This is a genomic window from Elusimicrobiales bacterium (assembly GCA_041651175.1).
GTDB lineage: Bacteria > Elusimicrobiota > Elusimicrobia > Elusimicrobiales > Elusimicrobiaceae > JAQTYB01.
The window spans coordinates 122,445-139,525 of the sequence record JBAZJT010000003.1; the positions used below are offsets into that span (position 1 = coordinate 122,445).

The 17,081-nt window shown below is 60.0% G+C and carries 17 protein-coding genes; 5 read left to right on the forward strand and 12 right to left on the reverse strand.

Annotated elements, in window-relative coordinates; translation table 11 throughout:
- The first annotated feature begins 272 nt into the window (after nt 1–272).
- On the forward strand, nt 273–1,451 hold the full coding sequence (locus WC421_03100; protein ID MFA5161209.1) for a DNA polymerase IV: 1,179 nt from the start codon (nt 273–275) through the stop codon (nt 1,449–1,451).
- A 14-nt stretch (nt 1,452–1,465) separates the two neighbouring features.
- Here WC421_03100 and WC421_03105 read toward each other — a convergent pair whose 3' ends face one another.
- The 8 genes from WC421_03105 to WC421_03140 are packed head-to-tail and all read right to left on the reverse strand — an operon-like array spanning nt 1,466 to nt 9,171.
- The gene (locus WC421_03105; protein MFA5161210.1) at nt 1,466–2,476 is read right to left on the reverse strand and encodes a hypothetical protein; all 1,011 of its coding nucleotides are present in this window, start codon (nt 2,474–2,476) and stop codon (nt 1,466–1,468) included.
- Nucleotides 2,473–2,949 (reverse strand): phosphatidylglycerophosphatase A, encoded by a 477-nt coding sequence (locus WC421_03110; protein ID MFA5161211.1) that lies wholly within the window; start codon nt 2,947–2,949, stop codon nt 2,473–2,475. The genes WC421_03105 and WC421_03110 overlap by 4 nt, the downstream gene beginning before the upstream one ends.
- Nucleotides 2,946–3,563, reverse strand: a complete 618-nt coding sequence (gene pgsA / locus WC421_03115) for a CDP-diacylglycerol--glycerol-3-phosphate 3-phosphatidyltransferase (protein ID MFA5161212.1) — start codon at nt 3,561–3,563, stop codon at nt 2,946–2,948. The genes WC421_03110 and pgsA overlap by 4 nt, the downstream gene beginning before the upstream one ends.
- The gene (locus WC421_03120; protein MFA5161213.1) at nt 3,563–4,258 is read right to left on the reverse strand and encodes an outer-membrane lipoprotein carrier protein LolA; all 696 of its coding nucleotides are present in this window, start codon (nt 4,256–4,258) and stop codon (nt 3,563–3,565) included. Before WC421_03120 ends, pgsA begins: the two co-directional genes overlap by 1 nt.
- On the reverse strand, nt 4,255–6,504 hold the full coding sequence (locus tag WC421_03125; GenBank protein ID MFA5161214.1) for a DNA translocase FtsK 4TM domain-containing protein: 2,250 nt from the start codon (nt 6,502–6,504) through the stop codon (nt 4,255–4,257). The genes WC421_03120 and WC421_03125 overlap by 4 nt, the downstream gene beginning before the upstream one ends.
- Before the next feature lie 12 nt (nt 6,505–6,516).
- The gene (locus tag WC421_03130; GenBank protein ID MFA5161215.1) at nt 6,517–6,747 is read right to left on the reverse strand and encodes a hypothetical protein; all 231 of its coding nucleotides are present in this window, start codon (nt 6,745–6,747) and stop codon (nt 6,517–6,519) included.
- Nucleotides 6,725–7,969 (reverse strand): hypothetical protein, encoded by a 1,245-nt coding sequence (locus tag WC421_03135; GenBank protein MFA5161216.1) that lies wholly within the window; start codon nt 7,967–7,969, stop codon nt 6,725–6,727. The genes WC421_03130 and WC421_03135 overlap by 23 nt, the downstream gene beginning before the upstream one ends.
- Complete coding sequence (locus tag WC421_03140; protein MFA5161217.1) at nt 7,966–9,171, reverse strand: heparan-alpha-glucosaminide N-acetyltransferase domain-containing protein; 1,206 nt, start codon at nt 9,169–9,171, stop codon at nt 7,966–7,968. The genes WC421_03135 and WC421_03140 overlap by 4 nt, the downstream gene beginning before the upstream one ends.
- A 481-nt stretch (nt 9,172–9,652) precedes the next feature.
- Here WC421_03140 and WC421_03145 point away from each other — a divergent pair, with 481 nt between their 5' ends.
- The 4 genes from WC421_03145 to WC421_03160 all read left to right on the forward strand — a co-directional run bounded on the left by WC421_03145 (nt 9,653) and on the right by WC421_03160 (nt 12,693).
- A complete protein-coding gene (locus WC421_03145; GenBank protein ID MFA5161218.1) occupies nt 9,653–10,393 on the forward strand; it encodes a hypothetical protein in 741 nt (246 codons plus the stop codon).
- Nucleotides 10,394–10,445: 52 nt separating this feature from the next.
- On the forward strand, nt 10,446–11,192 hold the full coding sequence (locus WC421_03150) for a hypothetical protein (GenBank protein ID MFA5161219.1): 747 nt from the start codon (nt 10,446–10,448) through the stop codon (nt 11,190–11,192).
- 93 nt (nt 11,193–11,285) lie between these two features.
- Nucleotides 11,286–11,909, forward strand: a complete 624-nt coding sequence (locus tag WC421_03155) for a hypothetical protein (protein ID MFA5161220.1) — start codon at nt 11,286–11,288, stop codon at nt 11,907–11,909.
- A 328-nt stretch (nt 11,910–12,237) separates the two neighbouring features.
- Nucleotides 12,238–12,693, forward strand: a complete 456-nt coding sequence (locus WC421_03160) for a hypothetical protein (protein ID MFA5161221.1) — start codon at nt 12,238–12,240, stop codon at nt 12,691–12,693.
- 59 nt (nt 12,694–12,752) lie between these two features.
- Here WC421_03160 and WC421_03165 read toward each other — a convergent pair whose 3' ends face one another.
- Genes WC421_03165 through WC421_03180 form a run of 4 tightly spaced genes read right to left on the reverse strand, consistent with a single transcriptional unit; the run spans nt 12,753 to nt 17,081 of the window.
- Nucleotides 12,753–13,901 (reverse strand): hypothetical protein, encoded by a 1,149-nt coding sequence (locus tag WC421_03165; GenBank protein MFA5161222.1) that lies wholly within the window; start codon nt 13,899–13,901, stop codon nt 12,753–12,755.
- Nucleotides 13,889–14,515 (reverse strand): 16S rRNA (guanine(527)-N(7))-methyltransferase RsmG, encoded by a 627-nt coding sequence (locus WC421_03170; GenBank protein MFA5161223.1) that lies wholly within the window; start codon nt 14,513–14,515, stop codon nt 13,889–13,891. Before WC421_03170 ends, WC421_03165 begins: the two co-directional genes overlap by 13 nt.
- Nucleotides 14,502–16,268 (reverse strand): tRNA uridine-5-carboxymethylaminomethyl(34) synthesis enzyme MnmG, encoded by a 1,767-nt coding sequence (mnmG, locus tag WC421_03175; protein MFA5161224.1) that lies wholly within the window; start codon nt 16,266–16,268, stop codon nt 14,502–14,504. The genes WC421_03170 and mnmG overlap by 14 nt, the downstream gene beginning before the upstream one ends.
- A 24-nt stretch (nt 16,269–16,292) precedes the next feature.
- The gene (locus tag WC421_03180) at nt 16,293–17,081 is read right to left on the reverse strand and encodes a hypothetical protein (GenBank protein ID MFA5161225.1); all 789 of its coding nucleotides are present in this window, start codon (nt 17,079–17,081) and stop codon (nt 16,293–16,295) included.

Consider the following 17,081-nt stretch of genomic DNA (forward strand, 5'->3'; position numbering starts at 1 on the left):
TGCCGCATAAAGCGGGCCGGCAGCCGCCGTCATGACTGTCGCAAGAAAAACTGTGAAGTATCTGAGCATGTTAACTTCATGCCTCCCGCATATTGCAATAGAACCGACTATTCAACATCCGGGATTTCGGTATAACGGAAATCCCGCCGGACAGCCCCCTGCCCTTTCCAAACCGGAATGCCGTTATCCACTATATACCCTACCCCGCTTTCTCGCCGTTGTCAATATGAATATCGTCACATGGGACAACGTTAAATTTGCATAATTATTGCATGGAATCCCGCTGTATAGTCCATGCGGACATGGACGCCTTTTTCGCCGCAATAGAACAGCGGGATAATCCGCAGTTGCGCGGCAGGCCCGTGGTCGTTGGCGCGGACCCGAAAGGCGGCTGCGGCAGGGGGGTAGTCTCCACCTGTTCATACGAGGCGCGCGCTTTCGGGGTACACTCCGCCATGCCGGTGTCTCAGGCATGGCGGCTGTGCCCGCAGGCGGTCTTTGTAAGGCCGGACGGGAAAAAATATGGCCGGGTGTCGGCGCAGATATACGAGATATTCTCGCGCTTTACGCCGGATATAGAGCCGCTCAGCGTTGACGAGGCTTTTCTGGACATCACCGGCTCATGGAAACTGTTCGGCAAAACCCCGGCGGAAACCTGCGTCAAACTCAAGGCCGCGGTAAAGCGGGAGACCGGCCTTACGGTCTCCGCCGGGCTTGCGCCGAACAAAATGGCCGCCAAAATAGCCTCCGACCTGGAAAAACCGGACGGTTTCGTGGAAGTAACGCAGTCCGGGCTGCTGGCATTCCTGCGCCCGCTGGACATATCCAGAATTCCCGGCCTGGGCCCCAAAGCCAAAGCCGCGCTGAACGCCGCCGGCATTCTCACCATTGGCGAGCTTGCAGTGCGCTCCCCGGAGGAATTGTCCCGCCTGCTGGGCAGCGCGGGCGAGCATTACTGGCGCCTTGCCAACGGCATGGACCAGCGCCCCGTTTCGCGCGAAAGCGCGGCCCGCTCGGTCAGCGCGGAAACCACTTTTGAAAGCGACACTTCGGACCAGTCCGTTCTGGAATCCGCCCTGCTGCTGCTGTGCGAGAAAATCGCCTCCCGCCTGCGGCAGGAGAGGCTAAAATCCGGCCAGACCGGGCTGAAAATCCGGCTTGAGGGGTTTGAAACATTCACCCGCGCCGCCCCCGCCCGCCAGCCCACCCAGTTTGCCGATGATATATACGCGGACGCGCTTGCGCTGTTGCGCGGCTTCAGGCGCGACGGGAAAAAGGTGCGGCTTGTGGGAGTAAAGGCCTTCGGAATCGTAGGCGAGACCGAGGACCGCCGGCTTTTCTTTCCGCCAGGGGACGCGGCGCGGCTGGCGCTGGCAAAAGCACTGGACGAAATACGCGCCAAATACGGTTTTTCCGCGATAACCCGCGCGCGGCTCAAAAACGGGGAGTAGTTGAGACAAGAGCGTCAGGATTTTCCGCGCGGGTAATAGTTGTAGCGGAACTGGAACATGCCCAGCAAATCCCAGCCGCCGTCATAGGACAGATAGGAAACTTCAAAATTCAGATGCAGCAACGTGCCCAGATGCAAATTCACCAGCTTGGGGTTCATCGGCGCGCCCTGGGGGATGATAAATTCAAAGCCTACCGGCCTGTCCGGCCTGGGAAACCACATCAATCCGCCAAAACACGAGCCGCGCGAGGTCGCGCTCTGCCCCGGATGCCCGCTCAGCGCCAGCGCCTGCGGGGTCAGGAATTCGGACAGATAGGAAAGCAGATTGTTTTGCGTGCCCTCCATATAACCCAGCGAAGCCAGAAATTTTTTGTTCAGGAACCGCTTGCTGGCCACCAGATACGCTCCGGAGAGCATGCTGGTATTGCTCACATTCACGGTTACCGTGGTATTGAGGCTGGGTTGCGGAGAATCGCGCAGGGTGTATGTCCCCATAACGCCGGCGGCAAGCGCGGGGCGTATGCCGTCTTCCGTCTGGGCGACCATTTTGGCGTCCGCAGTAAGAACCCATAATCCCAGCCGGTCTATGTAGTTGACTTTGTTAAGGCTCCAGTCATAGGAGTTTTTGCCGTAGAGCCGGCCTATGTAATAGGCCGCGTTTATGTCCAGATTCACGCCAAGAGTATTGAGCGCGGGGGCGCGGTAGGCGTTGGGCATAAGCACCATGCCGCTTATGGAGAAAGGCTCTTTTTCAAGTTTCGGATCGGGGGCGGCGCGGGACGGCGCATCGGGATTTGAGGCGAAACCGCCCCCGCCGTAAGCCGCGGTGCCGGCCGCCGTTTCCCACGGCGCGACGGAACTGAACTGCCCCGCTGCGGGCGCGGTGGAAATTTCCTGCTGCGCCGCCGTCGCGGTTGAAAGCTGCATCTGGCCGGATGGGGGGAAAACTGCCGGCGGCTGCCCGTCCTGGGCCGATACCGGCCAGGCGAAAGCGGTTGCGAACATTAAAAAAAGAATTTTTCTCATCTTGCAAATAAAACCAGTCCCGCGCGCACCGCCGCGTTGGCGGCAAGGCCGCAGACAACATCGTCCGCCACTATGCCCAGGCCGCCCTCCAGCCGTTCCAGTTTTTTGATGCCAAACGGCTTGGCCGAATCCAGAAACCGGAACAGCACAAAGGCCGCGCCCAGCGCGGCGAACGTCCGCGGCAGCAGGGCGGCCGCTATCCACATGCCGGCGATTTCGTCTATCACGATGCGCGGGTTGTCATGCACCGCTTCGGGAAACCGCGCCGCGCCCGCCACCCATACCGCAAAAACACAGAATGCCGCCGTGAAAACCAGATATGCCGCCGGGTTGCGCGGCAGCAACGGCAGCAGCGCCACGGCTTCCACAGTGCCCAGCAGCCCCGCGCCCGAAAACTTTCTGCCGCCGCTGAGCGCAACCGGGATATAGCTTACAAAAAAACCGCTGGACAACATCCGCAACAGAAAGCTCATTTGCGCTGCTGGCTCCACGAATCCTGAAGCAGTTTCCAGTGATTGCTTATATACGACACGCCGCTGGCCAGCGTAACCAGCGAGACCACCACGGTAATCCCGTACGGAAGCGGCAGAACCAGCGAATGCAGCCTCTCAAGCGCGGGGGTCAGAGAGCCGCCCTGGCCCGACCTGACTATGGAGTGTATATTGAGAATGACCAGTATCATTATCGCGCCGGTCATCTGGAAAACCGTCTTGAATTTGCCCGACGGCTCCGCCGCCAGCACCTTGCCGGAAAGCGCGGCCAGCACCCTAAGGCTGGACACCATAAGCTCCCGCGCTATGATTATAAATACCGCCCACAGCGGCACCGAGAACTGTTTCACGGAGGCAAAGGCTATGAAAGCCCCGCCTATCAGCAGCTTGTCCACAAACGGGTCCGCTATCGCGCCGAAGGGGGTTACGGTGTTTGTCTCCCTTGCTATTTTGCCGTCCAGCCAGTCCGAAACCGCCGCCAGCACAAAGAAGAACAGCGCCAGCAGCTTGAACGCCGTCCCGTTGATGAGAATGCACGCGAACACCACCATGGAGAGGAACGCGCGCATGATGGTTATCCTGTTGGCCAGCGTCATCAATGTTTCCCGTCCAGTTCCAGCACGTCGGTTCCCTTCGGGGGCTTGAATTCAAACGCCTCCGGCGGGATTTTGCCGTTTTTGCGGACATCCGATATTTTCGTGTCCACCGAGGTGGAGCCGAGCGTCAGAAAAACCCGCTCCGGGAAAAAATCCTCGCGCGAAAGAACCAGCTTCAGCTCGTAAGACTTGGGATTTTTGACCGGCGTCAGCGCAGCCTCCACCGTCTTGCCGTCCTTTGAGGCCGAAACCGTCATTTTATGAGAGGCAAGCAGCGGCCCGTATGCGCCGAAATCGGTTATTCCGGAAAGCGAGCCGCTCTGCTGTTTGACCCAGTCGTCCCAGCGGGCCCTGACCGCCTGCGCCTGCCGGGGCTTGTATATCCATATGGTCTTTTTGTCGGTATAGACTTCCTGCGGCTGGGGGGAGAAATGGTCTATGCGCAGCTTCCCCTCCTTGTTGAATTTGACCGCGCCGCTGATTTTGCTTGTGATGCCGCTGTCGCCGAATGTTATAAGCTGGGAGAAGGAAAATTCCAGCGTGTCCAGCTTCTTGTCCCAGGAGGCCAGCCCGGCAGCAACGGCGGAAGTGGATATGTCCGTCTGCGCGGCGGCGGTTTTGTTCTGTTCCGTTGCATCCGCGGCAAGGCAGGGCAGCGCGGCGGACAGCAAAAACATTGTTAGCAGTATTCTCATGCGACCTCCCCTTTGTCGTTGGAAGCGGCAGTTTCAAGCAGCGACTCCGATTCCATCACCGAAAGCTGATGCTCTATTTTATCAAACTGAATGTCCCAGCGGTTGGAGCCTTCCGGCTTTACGATAAACCCTTTCAACTCCAGTATGCTGAGCATGTTTGTCGCCCGCGCGGAGGAGCCGAAATGCGCCTTTAGCAAATCCTGCGAAACGCGCCTCCTCTCCGTCACAAGCTGCAGCGCGGCGCGGAAATCCTCGGCGCTGGCGCCCAGGCCCGACATCATCTCGCCCCCGCCTTCCTGCGGCAGCGGCGGCGCGTAATCCGGCCCGCCCTGCGCGCGCCAGAAATCGGCCACCTTTGTAATCTCGTCCTCGGAGACATACGCGCCCTGTATGCGCGCCGGAAGCTGCGCGTCTATGGCAAGGTAAAGCATGTCGCCCCGGCCCAGCAGCGCCTCCGCCCCCGGGCTGTCCAGAATAACGCGCGAATCCGTCTTGGAGGCCACCTGCAAGGCGATGCGCGAGGGCAGATTGGCCTTTATGACGCCGGTTATGATGTCTACCGACGGGCGCTGCGTGCAAAGCACCAGATGTATCCCCACCGCCCGCGCCATCTGCGCCAGCCGCTGTATTGAATCCTCCACGGCGGCGCGGGTCTGCATCATCAGGTCGGCCAGCTCGTCTATGATTACGATGATGTAGAAGGCCGGTTCCTTGTCGTTGTCGCGCGCCCAGCGGTTGTAACCCTCTATGTTTTTGACCTTGGCGGCCTCAAAAATCTTGTAGCGTATTTCCATCACCTTGACCAGGGATTTCAGCGATTCAACCGCGCCCTTGGGGTCGGTAACCACGGAAGCGTCATGGCAATCGGCTTTCGGGTCGTAGAGGTGGGGGATATTCTCGTAAAAAGTAAGTTCCAGCCGCTTGGGGTCTATCATCAGGAATTTCACATGGTCCGGCGAGTTGCGGTAGAGAAGCGACATTATAAGCGTCTGCAAACAAATGCTTTTGCCGGAATTGGTGGCCCCGGCCACCAGCAAGTGCGGCATTTTCTCCATGTTGGCGAAAGCGGGCGCGCCGTCGGAATACCGGCCCAGCGCGGCCAGCAGCGGCATGCTCTTGCGCGAGAAACCGGCATCATCCAGAATTTCGCGCAGGTACACCATGGCGGGCTTTTCGTTGGGGATTTCAAAGCCTATGGCGTCCTTGCCGGGGATGGGGGCCTCCACCCGGATTCCGCGCGCCTTCATGGTCAGCGCGATATCGTTTGAAAGCGAGACTATGGAGCTTACCTTCACCCCCGGCCTGGGCTTTATTTCGTAGCGCGTTACAACCGGCCCCGGGGAAACGCCGGTAACGTCGGCCTCCACGTTAAAGCTGGCCAGAGTGTCGGCCAGTTTTTTTGTGGCGGACTGTATTTCATCGTCGGTAGGGCCGATGGTGCGGCCGTCCGGCGGCGGTGTCAGGAAAGATTTGGGGGGAAGCTCCCACTCCCCGGCCTTGCGGCGGGAGGGTTTTTCCTCCTCCTTTTTGGGCTCCTCGCGCAATTTGACAGAGACAACCGGCTTTTGCGGCTCCGGCGCGGGTTTGGGAGGCTCCTCGGCGGGGGGAGCCGCATTTTCCGCGCGGCGGATTTCCACGGAAGCGGCCTTGCGTTTGGCCTCGGCGACGCGGGTCTTAAGCTCCAGCCGGCTGGAGCGCCAGGCGGCGTAATCCTCTTGCAGCGCGGCGGCGGAGGCGCGCAAAATCTCAACCCAGGCCATGCCGAAAAGCACATGAACGCCCACAAGAAAAAGCCCCGCGCCGATAACCGCCGCCACCGCCGAATCAAAAGTTTTTGACAGCACCGCCGCAAGCCACCCGCCCGCCATCCCGCCGGAAAAAGCCGATTCGGCGAAAACGCCCTTCAGCAGCGCCAGCTCGCACGCGCAGGACAGCAGCACCAGCGCGGTCCCGGACAGGAAGGCCGCGCCGCCCTTGTTTTTTTCGCCGCGCATCAGGAAAGCCGCGCCGTAGAGCAGCAGGACCGGCAACAGGTACGCCGCCTGGCCCAGAGAATTGTAAAAAAACCCCGCCGAAGCCTGCCCCGGCCTTCCGCCCGCGCCCTGCGGCCCCCATTGCGCCCACATCACCAGCAGCGCGAAAACCGCCGCCAATATTTTCAGGCCAAACGGCGCCCAGGCCGGCATGGAGCCGCCGGCCCTGCGCTTTTTGACGTTATACCTGGCCCATTTGGGTTCAGAAGGCATGGCGAATGGCTGCTATTTCCCCGTTTTCTCAGGCGGCAGGATGCGGTAGTTCAGCTGGTCTGGCATTATCCTGATTTTATTCTCAGCCGACAGCCGCCCCAGCGCCAGATACAGCATGGAACTGGAAATGTGCAGCTTGTTCTTTATTTCCCAGGAGGTAATCTCTCCGTCCGCCGGAACCGCGCGCAAAATACGCTCCGCCAGTTCGGACAGAGTCTCCTCAAGTATCACGGTTTCTGTCATATCCAGAGTTTATCATATATGCGCCGGAGAGGAATACGAGCAAAGCCGCCGCCAGAACTATTTCCGTGTGTATCATATAGCGCGGCCCGGCAGTGGCTGCGGCGCAAACCGTGGCAAGGTTCAGAACATCCGCCAAAACAGCGAATATGAAATACACGGCGCCCGGCCTTCCTCTGAACGAAAGAAAACACAGGGCGATAACAACCGCCACCGCCCATGCATGATAATACGGCCAGTAGGAGAGGCATTGCGCCGCAATCAGTTTCACATATTCCAGCCGGTGGGCAAGCAGAAGTTTACGGGCCACAGGCCCGGCGGCGGACGCGCAATCCGCGCCGTTTCCGCCAACTCCGGCGCAAAAAGAAGCGCGCAGATTGTCATAAACGCTTGTGTAATGCGCCGCCATCATCAGATTCGCCGCGCGGCGGCGCGGCGCAGTCCAGCCATTGGCTTCCGCTTTGGCAAACGCTTCCGAGAAAAGCCCCGCCTCCGGGCCGGAGAACAGCGCCGCATCCTCCGCCTTTGCGAGATACAGCGCCGGAGGGATAAGCTGCGTTCCCAAAGCCTGGGATTTAACGAAACGCCCGTTTACGGCGTAATGCCAGGTCCGCTCCGCAAAGCCCGTGGCGGCCAGAAAAACCGCCAGCGCGGGAAGCGCCAGCCAGACCGCCCGCCATGAAATACGGCGATATGCCGCAAGCAGCGCGCAGGCCAGCATTATCACCGGAACCATAAAAAGGAATTGCGGTCTTGCAAGCATCAGCGCGGCATAAACCGCGCCGAAACCCGCCAGCCCCCGCGCCGACGGCGCGCGCAGCAGCCTTGCTCCCATTCCCGCCAGAAAAAGCCACAGCCCGTAGGAAATCCCGTCCGAGGCTATCATGTTGGCGAAAAACGGCTCTCCCCCCGTTGGCAGCTTGAAAAGCGGCGCAAGCGCGAGAATCTGGATGACCGCCTCTATCGCGGCTGGCTGTTCCAGCGCGGCGGCGAAAAACCGCGCGCCGCAAACGCAGACCGCCAGTTGGAACGCGCAGACCGCCGGCAGCTGCCAGCCGCCGAACACCGCATGGAACAGCATCAGCAGCGCGGGATAGCCGGGCGCGCGGGTTATGGCGGCATCAAGATACGACTGCGAATCGGGAACCGGAAGCGGCCCTTTCGCCGCCAGAAAAACAAAAACCGCCGCCGAAACCGCCGGTTTCCAGAGTCTTCTTGGCGTCATGCTTTTGCCGGAGAGACCGCGCGTTCCTTTGCCGTTCCCGAGAATCTGCCGGATATTGCCGCCAGCAGCCATTCAAAACTGTATCTCGCATCCCTGCGGTCCCAGAGCGGAAGCGCAAACCCCAGCAGCAAAAGCAAAACTACTGACAGGAGAAATGCGGACAACGTGGTCATCGCGCCGGCATGGTAATCCGTGCCGTAATACCACCCGGCCGCGTTCAACGGGAAAAACATGAGCGCATGGTGGATTATGTAAACCGACAGCGAATATCTGCTGATGCGGCGGCAGTAGTTTGCCCACACCGAGGACACGCGCCCGGCGCCGTCATAGAGCCGGCGCAGCAGGCCGAAACAGAACAATGCGGCGCCCAACTGCAGCGCCGCCATCGCGGGCGTGTCCGGGTAAAACGAAAAAACCGTCATATAGCCGGCGGATATGTCCGCCCCTGCGATTTTAGGTGCGGCGGCGGCAACCGCGCAGGCCGCCGCCGACAGCGAAACTCCCAGCGCCATCAGCCGCCGGGACTGCCCTTTTATGTCATGCCCGGAAATGCGGCGGCCCGCCGCCGCACCGGCGAACACGAAGCCTATCCAGGGAAACACCGGAAAGTATCCGTTGACAAAAAATCCCTTGATAATCGCGCCGGACGCAAAGACGGGAGCATACTCGTTTGCCGGATCCGCAATCCAGCCGGATATGGCCGATGGCAGGCCTGACGCGCCGGACATCTCCCCGCCCCACTGCCCGAGATAGCCGGACATCCCCCGCAGCGGCGGAGCCGCCGCGAACGCCAGCGCCGCCAGCAAAACGAATCCCCTGTCCGGTAATGCCGTCAGCAGCCGCATGACAATGAGTGAAAAGCCTATAAGCGTCAGAATATCCCATTCAAATACCGCGCCTGGCCCCTGCATAACGAAAGAGAAGCCAAATCCCAGTATGAATACGGAAAAGCCCCGCACAATAGCCTTGTCGCGCCATAAGGTCCGCGGGCCGGAGGACTGCCCGGCAGATGAAACAACCTGGCTCATGCCGACGAGAAAGAGGAAAAACGGCGCGGCGAAATCGCCCACCGCATGATTGGCGAAGAAATAAAGCCCCGGCCAGCCGCTTGCGGGGGACGACAGGAATATGGGGAAATGGCAGAGGACCATAAATATTATGGCCAAAGCCCGCATCATGTCAACAGAATCCAAACGTTTCATCCGGCCTCCTGATAAAAAGCTTGAGGGAAACACCCTCTCACATTTTATCATATGCGTTACCGGCGCTATCACCGGGCGGTGAGATTTATCCCGGAAATTGCAGTTGGATAGCGGAATTCGGCGGTGGCTGGCGGGGCATTCCTGTGCAGAATTTTCCTTACATACCCTGCGGGTATGCTCGTCAAATTCTGCGCCGGACTGTCCGCTCCATCCGCCGCCTCGGTTCTCGCAACCAACTGCAATTTCCGGGTTATTCGGCTGCGGCTTTTGCCGGCAGGCTGGGACACATGCCACGCAAAAGCCTGACCGGACTATCTCCCCGGCGAGATGGAGAGCGCGATTATGGAAAAGTTGACAACGCGCGGCCCGGAAGTCAACCCGCGCCCGCATAGGTCCTTTGGTCCTTGCAAAAAGGAGGCCCCCCTGTAAACTACAGCGTGAGGGCAAAAAATCGAATGACGGGATAAGGAGGCAGTGAGGTATGAATAACCTGATGGCATGTTTTGCGGCAATCATAATGGTCTGCGGCAGCGCGTTCGCCGGGCTGGAAAGCGACAAGGCGGGCAGCGGCCTTAAATTCAGGGAATCGGCTGGCAGTTCCAGATTCTCGTCGCGCTCAGGCGGCGGAAGCGGCGGCGTTTACATAGGGGGAGGCTCCTCCTCGCGCTCAAAGTCGGCCAAGCGGTTCAGCGCGGCCGAGATATCCCGCTCCCGCACCGGCAGCAAAAAGCTGGCGATGGAAGTGCCGGCTCCTGCTAAAACGCAGCAGGCGTCTGCCAGCCCCGCATCCAATGAGTCGGGCGGGAAATCGTCCATTTTCTCAAAGGCCGGCGCCGCCGTGCGCAACCTCGCTTCAAAAGCGGCCAAAGCCGCGACCAGCCCCACGGGAAAGAAAGTCCTGCTGGGAGCCGCTTTGCTCGCAGCCGCCGCGGTAGGGGGACACGGAGTTGTTAAGCTGCAAGGGAAACTGGCGGCAGGCGCCGCAGCGCAAAAGCAGCTTGCCGCAGCGACTAAGCAGCTTTCCGACATGAAATTGGACAGTGCCATTGCAAAAACGAACTCGGAAATGAATTTGCGAGAGGTGAGCATGCTGGCTCACAAATCCATCGGGTTGGCAAAAGATATGTCCAGGCGATTTGGACCGGAAGTGCAAGCCTCGACTAAAAAGTCCGCTGAACTCATCAATCGTACCATCAGTAGATGGTACACCCCGACACCATAGCCATCGGAACAGTCCGGTTTGGGGCAACTGTGTTGAATAACGGAGCGAGATTATGAAAAAGCTGATAGTATGCTCTCTGTCCGGCATGATGCTTTGCGGCAGCGCGTTCGCCGGGCTGGAAAGCGACAAGGCGGGCAGCGGCCTTAAATTCAGGGAATCGGCTGGCAGTTCCAGGTTCTCGTCGCGCTCAGACGGCGGAAGCGGCGGCGTTTACATAGGGGGAGGCTCCTCCTCGCGCTCAAAATCGGCCAGACGGCCCAGCGCGGCCGAGATATCCCGGTCCCGCACCGGCAGCAAAAAGCTGGCGATGGGTGTTCCTGCCATGAAAACGCAGCAGGCGTCCGCCAATTCTGCATCCAATGAGTCGGGCAGCAAGCCGTCCATTTTCTCAAGGGCGGGGGCGGCTGTGCGCAACCTCGCTTCAAAAGCGGCCAAAGCCGCAACAAGCCCCACGGGCAAAAAAGTCGCATTAGGCGTTTTGGCGGCAGCCGCTGCCGCAGCAGGGATATATGGAGCAACCAAACTGTATGGAAAGGTGGCGGCAGGCGAGGCGGCGCAAAAGGGACTCGCCGAAATGACCAAGAAATTTGCTCAAAGCCAAGAAATGCTTGCCGGACGCGAACGGGAAAGCATCGTTCTCAATAAAGCGGTGGACACACTGTATAAAGAGCGCAATGCCGCAAGAGAGGCTGCCGCCGCCGCGAAAGAAAGCCTTGCCTACGCCGGGCGGGAAAGTCGCGTTTACAGGAATGAGGTGGATAGACTCTATAAACTGCGGAATGCCGCAAAAGTGAAGTGAAAGTCTCTGGTGGAAGACGTTGAACGTAAATGCGTCTGCCAAAGTTTCTGAAAAGTAGAACGACCATAAGAACAAAACACAAGCGAGAAAATTATGAAAAGAACGTCGGCATGTTTTCTGATGAGCATGATGCTTTGCGGCAGCGCGTTCGCCGGGTTGGAAAGCGACAAGGCGGGCAGCGGCCTTAAATTCAGGGAATCGGCTGGCAGTTCCAGGTTCTCGTCGCACTCAGGCGGCGGAAGCGGCGGCGTTTACATAGGGGGAGGCTCCTCCTCGCGCTCAAAATCGGCCAGACGGCCCAGCGCGGCAGCAATAGCCCGGTCCCGCACCGGCAGCAAAAAGCTGGGAACGAATGTGCCGCCGCCCAAGACGCAGCAGCCATCCGCGCCTGCGGGAAAACAGTCCATTCTCGCAAAAGCGGGCAAGATGGCATCAAAAGCCGCCAACGCCGTTGGCAGCTTCGCTTCAAAAGCGGTCAAAGCCGCAACCAGCCCCACGGGCAAAAAAGTGCTGCTGGCCGGCGCGGCCACGCTGGCCATCGGCGGCGCGATGGCGCTGACGGGCGGTGCGGCTGCCGGAGTGCCGCTGGGAACCGCGGTCATGAACGGGTCCGTTATAATGGGAAATGGCATCATGCACGCCGGAAACGCCATCCTGTCCTCATTGGCATTTCAAACCGTTCAGGCCTACCTTGGCGACACAAAAGAAGCGCATTGAGGGCAATTGCAAACATTCCCGCAGCCGGGCAATACTGGAATTTTTACAAGGAAAATTTCCGTAAATCTTGAAAATCCGCGCGCGGACAGTTCGCGTCCGCCGTCAAACTGCAGGATAGGTCTTCCGGCCCTGTCGCGCTTACCGCCATATTGCGATAATTTATCTGTTCCAATATCTGTGAGCAAGCCGGCATGAAGGCGTCTTGCGCGGCTGTATGCTTGCAACAAAACAGGGGAATAATATGACAAAAAAACTGGCAAACGGTGTTTTATTTGCTGTGGCCGGAGTTGTTTTTTGCGCGCAGGCCGGTCTGGCCGGAGATATTGCAATGCCTCCCGCAACGACATTGCCGCTGCCTTCGCAGAATGGCAGTCCCGCGGACCCTAACGCCGTATACCCGCCTGCGCCCATGCCTCCCGCCACCACAATGCCGCTGCCTTCGGAAAACCTTGTGGTCTGGCCCTCCCGCGGACAGAAAATCGCCGGAGAGAATATGGCGCGCCAGGTTGTTGACAAGAGGCTTCTGAAATCCAGGTCCGCGCAGCGCGATTATTACATCCTGAATACGCTGCTTGGCAAGGGGGACGGCACTCTCCGCGTGCATGCGCGGCTTGTTTGCGAAGAGTCGGCGGGCAACGATGCTTGCAGCATAAGCATTGCCACGAAAAATATTCCGGGTCCGGACGGCGGCATAGACGGCTCCGCGCTATACGAGCTTACAATGCATTTTTCGGAAGGAAAAGTTGTCGCCGCTGAAATGAAACAGGAAGCGGTTTCATTCTGATGCGCGCGCGGTAAACCCGGAAATTGCAGTTGGTTGCGAGAATGGGTAAACCGCGCAGGTCACATTCCGGCGATATTTCTGTTTTTGAGGTCCTGCCGCCAGGCGGATTCCAGCGAGGAAAGCCGGTCAAAAGGCATTCCGTAGGCGCGGACAAGGCATTGGTTCAGCGGCTCCCCGTCGCGCAGCATGCGGCAGAAGGTATAGAACCCGCCGGCGGGCTTGAGCCTCAGCATAAAACGCACCACGCTGTAGCACTGCGTATACCAGAGCTTAACCTCGTCCTCTTCCATGCCGTCAAGCGAGTTGACGGATATCAGTCTGGCAAGCTCCAGGCCCTTTCCCTGCGCCAGCTCATCCAGATCGTCCGACAGCCAGGAGGGGGGCGCATTGGCGCGGTCTGCCTGCATGAACACCGCCATCCCCTCCGACAGCCATAACGGACTCTGCCACGCCTTGTTGAAAAAGCTGTCAAAATAAATATGCGTCAGCTCATGGGCGATTATGCCCATGTAGTCCGCCTCCTCCAGCACATACATAAGCCTGCGGCTGGAGGAGCTGGCCCCGCCGGACCATGCCGGCCTGCCGCTTACTATGCGGTATATCCGCGGCGAGGTGAACAGATATATCAGCACGCGGGCTTCCCGCGTCCAGGGCGAGAAGGCGATAAGGTCCATCATTATGTTCCGGTGCAAGTCCTCAAGGCCCCGCATCAGGTCGTCGGAAATAGGTGACTTGTCGCGGTAAATCACAAAATGGCGGGTATGCGAGAAAACGAAAGTGGCCGGCGGCGGCGGGAAAGACGGCGGCTCCGGCTGCGCGGACGGCGGCTGGCTGAAATCCACCGGCGGCGGTTTTTCCTGATTGCCGCGCTCCTGGGGAATGCCGGTTATCTTGTCTTCCGGTTTTTCTTCCGGCTCAGCCACGCCGACAACAACGCTGTCGTTGAGAATTTTCAGCAGGGCCGAGCCGGATTTCCTGCCGTCCTGCGGGGCGGCCCCCGGAGGTTCGGCGTCATAAGGTTTGGGGGGGCCTTCGGGCTGGTCGGAAATATCCCTGGGCGGGACATACAAATGCGCGCGTACCAAAACCTTTTTAACGGCCTGTCTGGCGGACTTGGCGTCTATGCGGAAAAAATCCGCCATAAAAGTTCCCCATAGCAGCAGCACCAGGAACCAAAATGCAATGCGCAGCTTGGTCAGGATATCCATTGGCTAAATAATAGCAAAGAGCGCGGCTGTTGTTCCCCTGCAAGGCGGTACTCTATGGTTTCGTGCGGCGGCAGGGCCGCGGACGGCGCATGCGTCTGATAGGCGGCAAACCAGCCGCCGGGCGCGGCAAGCGAGAGGCAGGGTTTTATTATCTCCTCAAGCGGCCCCATCGCCCGTTCAAAAACGAAATCCGCCTGAAAGGGCGCGTTGCGGCAGTCCAGCCTCATGCAGTGGACCGAGACATCCCGCAGCCCCAGCCGGGCCGCCGCCCAGTGCAGGAAGGCGCATTTGCGCTCCACGCTTTCCACAAAATGCACATGCGCCCCCGGAAACATTATTTTCAGCGCAAAACCTGTAAACCCCGCGCCCGCGCCGACGTCGGCTATGGAGGGCGTTTCGGTTTTAGCGCGCCCGCGCAGCGCCAGCGCGCCGAAAAGCCCGTCGGCGACATGGCGGCGCCAGAGTTCCGCCTCCCCGCGCGCGGCGGTAAGGTTGAGGCGCGAATTTTTCTCCTCCACAATCCGGGCGTAAAGCCGCAATTGCTCAAGCTGCTGAGGGGAGGGGACTATGCCCAGCGCGTTCAGCGCGTCCAGCGTTTGATTATCCGCGTCCATTGCGCCTCTCTATATGCACCAGAAGCAATTGTATATCGGCGGGCGTAACGCCGGGGATGCGCGCCGCCCGGCCCAGATTCTCCGGCCTGATTGCGGAAAGCTTTTGCAGGGATTCTGTCAGCAGCCCCTTTACGGAGCCGTAGTCAAATTCCGGCGGTATGCGGACGCGGCCCGTCTTTTCCAGCTTCTGCGCCTCGCGCAGAGAACGCTCTATGTACCCGCTGTAGGATTTTTCTATTTCCACATGGCGGCGGGCGCGGGCGGCAGTCCAGGGAGGCAGCACCGCCTCCGGCTCCCGTCCGCGCATAAGCGCGTCCACCGCGTTTATATAACTGTCAAACGCGGGCCGCATTTCCGCCGGCAAAAGTCCAAGCCGGAAACCGGCGGCGGCGAGGCGCACATCCGCATTGTCTCCGCGCAGAAGCAGGCGGTGCTCCGCGCGCGAGGTGAACATGCGGTACGGCTCGTTGACGCCACGCGTTACAAGGTCGTCTATCAGCACGCCTATGTACGCCTGGTCGCGGCGCAACACAAACGGCGGCTCCCCGCGCAATTTCAGCGCGGCGTTTATCCCGGCCATCAGCCCCTGCGCGGCGGCTTCCTCGTAGCCGGTGGTGCCGTTTATCTGCCCGGCGAAAAAAAGGTTCTCCACCGGTTTGGTCTCAAGCGAAGGCTTCAGCTGGGTGGGGGGGAAATAATCGTATTCAATGGCATAGCCGGGACGCATGATGGCGGCGTTCTCCAGCCCCGGCACCGTGCGCACGGCGGCAAGCTGGACGTCTTCGGGCAGGCTGGTGGAAAGGCCGTTTACGTAATACTCCTGCGTCCGGTAGCCTTCCGGTTCCAGAAAAATCAGATGGGACTGCTTATCCGGGAACTTGACCACCTTGTCTTCTATGGACGGGCAGTAGCGCGGGCCGACGGAGCTTATCTTCCCGGAGTAAAGCGGCGACCTGTCCAGATTGACGCGTATGACATCGTGCGTGGCGGGGGTGGTGTGCGTCAGCCAGCAGGACATGAACCCGCATTCCCGCTTTCGCGGGAAATGAGAGAACGGAATCCAGTTTTCATCCGACGGCTGCTCCCGGCATTTGGAAAAATCTATCGTCAGCCCGTTAAGCCGCATGGGAGTGCCGGTTTTGAGCCGCCCCGTTTCAAAGCCCAGGGAGCGCAGGCTGTCCGACAATCCGTCGCTGGGGAAATGGTTGCACCTGCCTCCGCGCGACGAGCGCAGCCCCATGTGAATGACGCCTTTGAGAAAAGTTCCCGCCGTTATTATGACCGCTTTGGCACGGTAGCGCGCGCCGCGCAGCGTTTCCGCGCCGCAGACCGCGCCGCCTTCAACAGCAAGAGAGATAACCTCGTCCTGCACAAAGCGCAGCCCCGGCGCAGTCTCAAGCGCATGCTTCATCGTGAACTGGTATAGCTTTTTGTCACACTGGCAGCGGGGGGAATGCACGGCCGCGCCCTTGCCGGTGTTGAGCATGTGGTAATGGAGGGCGGCGGCGTCGGCATTCCTGCCCATTTCGCCGCCGAGGGCGTCTATTTCCCGGACTATCTGGCCCTTGGCTATGCCGCCGATGGCGGGATTGCACGACATTTGCGCGGCGGTATCCAGGTCCTGGGTTATAAGAAGCGTGGAAACGCCCATGCGCGCGCAGGCCAGCGCAGCCTCGCAGCCCGCATGCCCCGCGCCGGCCACGATTACGTCAAAGGCATCCGCGCCTTCAAGCCTGTAAAAATCCTGTGCCATGATATCCGGCGGACCGGCCCGCCGTCAGCCGGCGAAAAACATCGCCAGCGTTGACTTGGAAATAAGCCCGCCGTTTGCCAGCGCGAGTATGGCGGTAAAACTCGCCACCAGCGCGGAAAACACCGCAGCCGCGGCGCGCGCGATGGGTATGCCGCAGAAGCGGGAGACGGCCTTCACCGTCAGCGCCAGAATCCACAGCGCCCATATTATCTGCGCCGACAGATACAGCGTCTCCTGCCTCAATATCACGGCGGGCGTCTGCGCCGCCAGGGAGATAATCTCAAGCGAGCTTGTAAGCAGCAGCAGCGAAAGCATTTTCCGGTACGGGAAATCCGCCCGCCGCGCGGCAAACCATGCCGCCGCATAAAAAGCCGCCGCCGCAAGCGGAAACAGCGCGGCGGGCGCGTCCGCCGCGCGCAGCGCGGCCATTAAAACGGCCGGGGCCAGCGCCAGCACGGCGCAGGCCGGCAGAAAGAACGCGGCGCGCAGCCGCAGCGCCAGAGGCGCAAGCACCGACAGCAGGAAAACCCAGCCGCACACAAACAGCGTCCCGCCGGCCACCTCGCCCGCCAGCCAGCCGTGCAGCGAAAACTGCGCCGATGGCATTCCCGAAACCGGCGCCGGAAAATCCGCCGGTTTCAGCCAGTAGAAAACCAGCGAAACCAGCAGATATGCCGCATACAGCGCGGCGGAGCCGCGCAACTGGGCGCCGCCGTCGGCCTCCATGCGTGTAAAAGCCGCCGCCGGCGACAGAACCGCGTCCCGGAAAAGCGCGAGGCTTTCCCGCGCGAGAGGTTTGTCTTGCTTTTGCAT

Excerpts from the sequence above, each read along its gene's own strand:
- WC421_03100 (MFA5161209.1), top strand. The coding sequence starts at position 273 with ATGGAATCCCGCTGTATAGTCCATGCGGACATGGACGCCTTTTTCGCC.
- WC421_03105 (MFA5161210.1), bottom strand. The coding sequence starts at position 2,476 with ATGAGAAAAATTCTTTTTTTAATGTTCGCAACCGCTTTCGCCTGGCCG.
- WC421_03110 (MFA5161211.1), bottom strand. The coding sequence starts at position 2,949 with ATGAGCTTTCTGTTGCGGATGTTGTCCAGCGGTTTTTTTGTAAGCTAT.
- pgsA (MFA5161212.1), bottom strand. The coding sequence starts at position 3,563 with ATGACGCTGGCCAACAGGATAACCATCATGCGCGCGTTCCTCTCCATG.
- WC421_03120 (MFA5161213.1), bottom strand. The coding sequence starts at position 4,258 with ATGAGAATACTGCTAACAATGTTTTTGCTGTCCGCCGCGCTGCCCTGC.
- WC421_03125 (MFA5161214.1), bottom strand. The coding sequence starts at position 6,504 with ATGCCTTCTGAACCCAAATGGGCCAGGTATAACGTCAAAAAGCGCAGG.
- WC421_03130 (MFA5161215.1), bottom strand. The coding sequence starts at position 6,747 with ATGACAGAAACCGTGATACTTGAGGAGACTCTGTCCGAACTGGCGGAG.
- WC421_03135 (MFA5161216.1), bottom strand. The coding sequence starts at position 7,969 with ATGACGCCAAGAAGACTCTGGAAACCGGCGGTTTCGGCGGCGGTTTTT.
- WC421_03140 (MFA5161217.1), bottom strand. The coding sequence starts at position 9,171 with ATGAAACGTTTGGATTCTGTTGACATGATGCGGGCTTTGGCCATAATA.
- WC421_03145 (MFA5161218.1), top strand. The coding sequence starts at position 9,653 with ATGAATAACCTGATGGCATGTTTTGCGGCAATCATAATGGTCTGCGGC.
- WC421_03150 (MFA5161219.1), top strand. The coding sequence starts at position 10,446 with ATGAAAAAGCTGATAGTATGCTCTCTGTCCGGCATGATGCTTTGCGGC.
- WC421_03155 (MFA5161220.1), top strand. The coding sequence starts at position 11,286 with ATGAAAAGAACGTCGGCATGTTTTCTGATGAGCATGATGCTTTGCGGC.
- WC421_03160 (MFA5161221.1), top strand. The coding sequence starts at position 12,238 with ATGCCTCCCGCAACGACATTGCCGCTGCCTTCGCAGAATGGCAGTCCC.
- WC421_03165 (MFA5161222.1), bottom strand. The coding sequence starts at position 13,901 with ATGGATATCCTGACCAAGCTGCGCATTGCATTTTGGTTCCTGGTGCTG.
- WC421_03170 (MFA5161223.1), bottom strand. The coding sequence starts at position 14,515 with ATGGACGCGGATAATCAAACGCTGGACGCGCTGAACGCGCTGGGCATA.
- mnmG (MFA5161224.1), bottom strand. The coding sequence starts at position 16,268 with ATGGCACAGGATTTTTACAGGCTTGAAGGCGCGGATGCCTTTGACGTA.
- WC421_03180 (MFA5161225.1), bottom strand. The coding sequence starts at position 17,081 with ATGCAAAAGCAAGACAAACCTCTCGCGCGGGAAAGCCTCGCGCTTTTC.